Genomic DNA, 5,532 nt, shown 5'->3' with positions numbered 1-5,532 from the left:
GGACTTCGTCCGTGCCACCTTCTCCCACAAGGGGAGAAGGAAGGAAGAGCCCCTTCGAATTTTTGAAAGACCGCCGTGTCTCACAATCACACCCTCGAAGAATCCCTCGCGCTGACCCCAAAGTTCGACGCCGCCGGGCTCGTTACCTGCGTCGCCACCGACGCTGTCACCGGCGATGTGCTGATGGTCGCGCACATGAATGACGAAGCTTTGCGAAAAACCATCGCCACCGGCGACGCCTGGTACTACAGCCGCTCGCGCAAGGCGCTGTGGCGCAAGGGCGAGAGCTCGGGCCACGTCCAGCGCGTGGTCGAGATGCGGATGGACTGCGACCAGGATGCGATCTGGATCAAGGTCGAGCAGGCCGGCGCCGCCTGCCACACCGGCCGCCGCTCGTGCTTCTACCGCGCGGTGACAAAGGGCGACGATGGCGCGGCGAAAGTGTCGTTCGTCGATGCGGAGCAGGTGTTCGATCCCGCGAAGGTGTATTCCGACCCGAAGTAGTCGGCGTTCCCCGGACGCGGTGCACTGCGCCGCGTCTTCGCGGCGTGGTGCTCCGCAGAGCCGGGGTCCCGGTTGTGGGAAGAAGAAACCGGGATCCCGGATCTGCGGAGCAGCGTTTCACGCTGCACCGCGTCCGGGAAACGCGGCGCGATCGCTACACCAGCCGTTCCGTGACCGCCTTGCCGCTTTTGCCGGAAGCCAGACCGTTGGGGTCGGCGAGCATGTCGATGTAGTCCACCGCGGCGGAGCGCAGTTTGCCGTCCTTCATGGTCATGACACCGGACAACGCCTGGATATTGATCGAGCGGATGTTGTAGGTCTTCCAGGCCTCGGCCTGCTCCTGCTTGTTCGACGATTTCCTGGCCTCGTTGTACATGTCGAGCGCCGTCTGCGCTGCCTTCAAGGAGTTGAGACCGGAGACGTCCTTCAGCTCCTTCGCTAGCTCCGGCGAATCGCGAAACATCTTCTCTATCTTCTCCTTCCACGGGCCTTCGGCGCTGACATTGCCGAACTTGTCGACCTTCAGGTGCGTGGCGTATTCCGGCGGGATGTTCATCTTGTCGAAGATCTTGGAGAGCTTCTCGCTCAGCGCATCGGTGCGCTTGACCAGCCTCTCGTCGAAGGTCTCGGTGATGGTTTCGGCCGCGGCCTGATCGGCCTTGGCCTTGTCGAGCAGCGCCTTGGCGCGATCGGAGAGTTCGACGACCACCGCGCCGGCAGCCGCGGGCGCTGCGGGCTTGGCCGACGAGGCTGTAGATGCGGGCGTGGCCGCCTTGGCGGGCGATGCCGAATTCGTCGCGCTGGCGATGGCTGTCATGGCGTACTTTCCGGCGGCGTGGCCGCGTCGTCCGAATCCAGACACGCATTGAAACAATGCCGGATTAACGTCCGCTGAAGATTCTACCTCAGATCGCAACGGCACTCGCAGCGGTCGCATTAACCCCGGCTTAACCACGATTGCCCAAGGTGTCCAAGGCTCCCGTGCTGCTGACAGCGCGGGCAGGCCGGGCGGTCGGCTCCGGGAGCGAGCACCACGACATGGCGGTCGATCTGACCAGCATCGCATCAGCAGGTTCGTCCTCGCGCAGTCAGGTGACGGGCGCGATCAAGCAGGCTGCCACCACCACCGGCACCAGCTTCGAATACCTGCTGTCCACCGCCAAGATGGAATCCAACCTCAATCCGTCAGCGACCGCCTCGACGTCGTCGGCCAAGGGGCTGTTCCAGTTCATCGACCAGACCTGGCTCGGCACCGTCAAGGAAGCCGGCGCCAAGCTCGGCTACGGCCAGTATGCCGACGCGATCCAGAAATCCGATTCCGGCAGCTATTCGGTCTCCGACCCCGCGGCCAAGGCCGAGATCCTGAAGCTGCGCGACGATCCCGTCGCCAGCTCGGCGATGGCCGGCGTGCTGACGCAGTCCAACAGCTTCAAGCTCACCGGCGCGATCGGTCGCCGTCCCACCGACGCCGAACTCTACATGGCTCATTTCATGGGGGTGAACGGCGCCTCGAAGCTGATCAATTCAGCCGAGAACAATCCGGGCGCCTCGGGCGCGGCGCTGTTTCCGAAAGCGGCTGCGGCCAATACGTCGATCTTCTACGACAAGAGCGGCGGCGCGCGCAGCGTCTCGCAGGTCTATTCGGTGCTGTCGACGCGCTACGACAGCGCCGCCCAATCGTCGGCCACCAAGACCGCGATGGCCTCCGCCGGCGTGATGACGCCGCAGGCCGTGGCGCCTTCCGCGACGGCCAGCAACGCCTCCTTCCTGTCGCGTTTTCCCGATCTCAACACCGCCCAGGTGGCGAGCTTCGCGTCGGATCCTTCGAGCAAGGCGCAGGAAGCGCCGATCTTCCGCTCGCTGTTCCAGGGCGGCGAGCGCACCGAGCCGGTGTCGAAGGCGGTGCAGGAATTGTGGGGCAACAACGGATCGCTGACGTCGGTCGCATTGCCGAAGACGCCGGAGGTCGGCGTGCCCAAGCCGCTCGACCTGTTCAGCGACCGCGCCGGCGCGTTCAGTAGTTAAACTACACTTCGTAGAAGCGACGGTGCTCCGTTCACCCTCCCCTGGAGGGGGAGGGTCGCTCATCACGATGCGCAGCATCGCGATGAGCGGGGTGGGGTGACAACGGCAGCGTTCGAGCAAAACACTTCACCCCACCCCGATGCGCATCACGCTTCGCGTGCTGCTCATCGACCCTCCCCCTCCAGGGGAGGGTGTCCGCGGCCGTCCTCGTACCCTTAACGAAACGTCAATAAACCCAACCGGTTATGGTGAACCCTTTGTTAAGCGGCATGGTTTATTTTGTCTGACAGTGGCATCGCGTCACGATGTCTTTCAAGTTGCGTAGTAGCCGGCAGGGCCATGATCGTTCGGCAGTTTATCAGTTGGGTACGAACCGCTCCCGCCAGCGAACGCGCCGAGGCGACGCGCTCTCTGGCGCGGGCCTGGATGTTTTCCGATCTGTCGGCAGACGACCGCGCCGCCGCCGAAGGCGCGCTGTTGATGCTGCTCGACGATCCCTCTCCCTTAGTACGCCAGGCCATGGCCGAGGTGTTTGCGCGCGCGCCGTCCGCTCCCGCCGCCATCGTGCAGGCGCTGTCGGTCGATCAGGCCGCGGTGGCGCTGCCCGTGCTCGAATTCTCTCCGCTGCTCATTGACGCCGATCTGGTCGATATCGTCGCCACCGGGAACAGCGAGCTGCAATGCGCCATCGCGCGCCGCAACACGTTGCCGGCGTCGGTGTGCGCCGCCATCGCCGAAGTCGGCTCCGCCGCCGCAGCGCTCGAGCTGATCGAAAATCCGTTCGCCGAAATGGCCGACTTCTCGTGGGACCGCATCGTCGTGCGCCACGGCCATCTCGCTGCTATCAGAGAATCCATGCTGGTGCTCGACGGCCTGCCGGCGGCGACGCGGCTGGCGCTGGTCGCGAAACTCTCGGAAACGCTCACGCGGTTCGTCGTCGCGCGAAACTGGCTGTCGCCGGAACGCGCCGGGCGCGTCGCCGACGAGGCGATGGCGCGCTCCACCGTCAACATCGCGTCGCGTTCGCGCGGTGACGAGATGCGCGACCTGGTGCACCATCTGCGCCAGGCCGGCCAGCTCACCGTCGGCCTGATTCTGCGCGCGCTACTCTCCGGCAATCTCGATCTGTTCGACCAGGCGCTGGTGGAATTGTCCGGCCTTTCGCCGGGCCGCGTCGCCGCCATCGTCTATGACGGGCCAGGCAGCAGCCTGAACGCGCTGTTGACCCGCGCCGGCCTGCCGGAATCCACGCATCCCGCGTTCCGCGCCGCGCTGGCCGCGCGCGGCGAGATCGGCTTCATCGGCTCGATCGGCGGCGCCGTGCGGCTGCGCCGCCGCATGGTCGAGCGCGTGCTGACGATCTGCGAGACCGACGCTGCGGTGTCCGAGCCGCTCTTGATCCTGCTGCGAAGGTTTGCCACCGAGTCGGCGCGCGAAGAAGCCCGCGTGTTCTGCGACGAGCTGGCCGAGCAGGCCGGCGTGTTCGACTATCAGCCGATCGCGGCGTAGCTGCTTCTCTTAATCTCGTAGGGTGGGCAAAGCCACGACGCGCGCAGCGCGGCGGGGCGTGCCCACCATTTCAAGCGGAGCGGGTCATGGTGGGCACGGCGCAAGCGCGCCTTTGCCCACCCTACGAAGACTGCGCTTCTTATTCCGCCGGCACGATCCCTGGCGAAGCGATGGCTTCCAGCCGCTCCGGGCGGTCCTTGTTCACCAGCATCAGATATTCATCCGCGATGCCGCGCAGCCGGTCGCTCAATTCCTGCGCGACGCCGGCTTTCTCGATGGTGTTGTGCTCGCGCACGATCGCCTGGATAGCGTCGATGTGGTGGCCGATCAGCTCGGCCGGCACCGCGTCGAGGTTCGGCGCGTGCTCGATGATCCGGCACAGGCTTTCTGCCGCCGCACCCGCGGCGGGAAAGCCGAACGTCACCGCGTCGCCCTTGATATCATGGGCGGCGCGAAACAGCTCGTCGCGGGTCTGCGGCGTGAAACCTTGCACCAGCACCGCCAGGTGCGCCGCGGCGAGCCGGTCGCATTCGCTGCGCATCCAGCTCTTGAACTCGCCGGATAATCCGGCCAGCGCCTGTTCGGCGCGGCCGACGGGATCGTCGCGCTCGCGGTCCTCGACGCGGCGGATGGCGCGGCGCAGCGTGTTGTGCGGCGTGATGATCTGATGATCGGCGAAGGCCTCGACCTTCGGCGCCAGGCTCTTGTCGCGGGACATCTTGTATTTCTCCAGCGAGCTGCGCATCAGCCGGTGACCCGCGCCTTGTCCATCAGCGATGGCTGCTGCACGACTTCGGCCTCGCCGCCGTTGCGGCGCTCCGGCCCGATATAGGCCACGGTGGTGTTGCGGCGGCGGTCCGGGCCAAAATAGTTCTTGGTCTTGATGAAGGGGCGGGGATGCGCGACCACGCTCATGATGCGCAAATAAAGCCCCTTGGCGGAGATCGGCTTGGCGAGAAACTCGGTCACGCCCGCGTCGCGCGCCATGGTGATGCGGCGCTTCTCGGAATGGCCGGTCAGCATGATGATCGGCGCGTAGGGATTGCCCTTAGAGTCCGGCTGCCGGATCATCTGCGCCAGTTCGAGCCCGTCGAAGATCGGCATCGCCCAGTCGGCGATCACGATGTCGGGCACGTAGTGGCTGTACATTTCCAGCGCGGTGGCGCCGTCTTCCGCTTCATAGACTTCGCGCGCGCCAAACGAATGCAGCAGCGTGCGCAGAATCCGCCGCATGTGCGGATTGTCGTCGCAGACGAGGAAGCGCAGCTTGTTGAAGTCGATGCGAAACATGATGCGACCCGGGAGCGAAGGCTGGTATACCTGTCGTTAACTATATGCCGCGCGTCCTTAACGAATGGTTGAGGCGGGGCAGGGGGAGAACCATCGCATGACCCGATTGCTGATTGCCGGCGCCACCGGGCTGGTCGGCGGCCTGGTGCTGCAGCAGGCGCTGGCCGATCCGAGGGTCACCCGGGTGATCGCCCTGACGCGGCG

6 protein-coding genes are annotated in these 5,532 nt (G+C 65.4%); 3 read left to right on the top strand and 3 right to left on the bottom strand.

The features are described from left to right. Positions 1-75 precede the first annotated feature (75 nt). Positions 76-504, top strand: a complete 429-nt coding sequence (gene hisI, locus JWR89_RS07600) for a phosphoribosyl-AMP cyclohydrolase (RefSeq protein ID WP_299713850.1) — start codon at positions 76-78, stop codon at positions 502-504. 154 nt (positions 505-658) lie between these two features. On the opposite strand, the gene JWR89_RS07595 is transcribed toward hisI, so the two are convergent. Further along, entirely contained in the window at positions 659-1,321 is a 663-nt protein-coding gene (locus tag JWR89_RS07595; protein ID WP_299713848.1) for a hypothetical protein, read from the bottom strand. A 221-nt stretch (positions 1,322-1,542) separates the two neighbouring features. Here JWR89_RS07595 and JWR89_RS07590 point away from each other — a divergent pair, with 221 nt between their 5' ends. Together JWR89_RS07590 and JWR89_RS07585 are read left to right on the top strand one after the other, a co-directional pair. Continuing rightward, on the top strand, positions 1,543-2,529 hold the full coding sequence (locus tag JWR89_RS07590) for a transglycosylase SLT domain-containing protein (protein ID WP_299713855.1): 987 nt from the start codon (positions 1,543-1,545) through the stop codon (positions 2,527-2,529). Positions 2,530-2,868: 339 nt separating this feature from the next. Further along, entirely contained in the window at positions 2,869-4,038 is a 1,170-nt protein-coding gene (locus JWR89_RS07585; protein WP_299713845.1) for a DUF2336 domain-containing protein, read from the top strand. Positions 4,039-4,177: 139 nt separating this feature from the next. Here the strand turns inward: JWR89_RS07585 and JWR89_RS07580 are convergent, their stop codons facing one another. Together JWR89_RS07580 and JWR89_RS07575 are read right to left on the bottom strand one after the other, a co-directional pair. Beyond that, positions 4,178-4,756: an Hpt domain-containing protein gene (locus tag JWR89_RS07580; protein ID WP_299713853.1), complete on the bottom strand. Its 579-nt coding sequence runs from the start codon at positions 4,754-4,756 to the stop codon at positions 4,178-4,180. Positions 4,757-4,782: 26 nt separating this feature from the next. Continuing rightward, positions 4,783-5,328: a response regulator gene (locus JWR89_RS07575; RefSeq protein WP_299713843.1), complete on the bottom strand. Its 546-nt coding sequence runs from the start codon at positions 5,326-5,328 to the stop codon at positions 4,783-4,785. Between the last annotated feature and the right edge of the window lie 204 nt (positions 5,329-5,532).

Origin of the sequence: Tardiphaga sp. (assembly GCF_028290785.1) — a bacterium.
GTDB lineage: Bacteria > Pseudomonadota > Alphaproteobacteria > Rhizobiales > Xanthobacteraceae > Tardiphaga.
The sequence above is the reverse complement of the archived record's forward strand: the minus strand, read 5'-3'. Positions and strand labels throughout refer to the sequence as shown.

What these genes read in the sequence shown, in the direction of transcription:
- JWR89_RS07595 (WP_299713848.1), bottom strand. Translation starts at nt 1,321, where the DNA reads ATGACAGCCATCGCCAGCGCGACGAATTCGGCATCGCCCGCCAAGGCG.
- JWR89_RS07590 (WP_299713855.1), top strand. Translation starts at nt 1,543, where the DNA reads ATGGCGGTCGATCTGACCAGCATCGCATCAGCAGGTTCGTCCTCGCGC.
- JWR89_RS07585 (WP_299713845.1), top strand. Translation starts at nt 2,869, where the DNA reads ATGATCGTTCGGCAGTTTATCAGTTGGGTACGAACCGCTCCCGCCAGC.
- JWR89_RS07580 (WP_299713853.1), bottom strand. Translation starts at nt 4,756, where the DNA reads ATGTCCCGCGACAAGAGCCTGGCGCCGAAGGTCGAGGCCTTCGCCGAT.
- JWR89_RS07575 (WP_299713843.1), bottom strand. Translation starts at nt 5,328, where the DNA reads ATGTTTCGCATCGACTTCAACAAGCTGCGCTTCCTCGTCTGCGACGAC.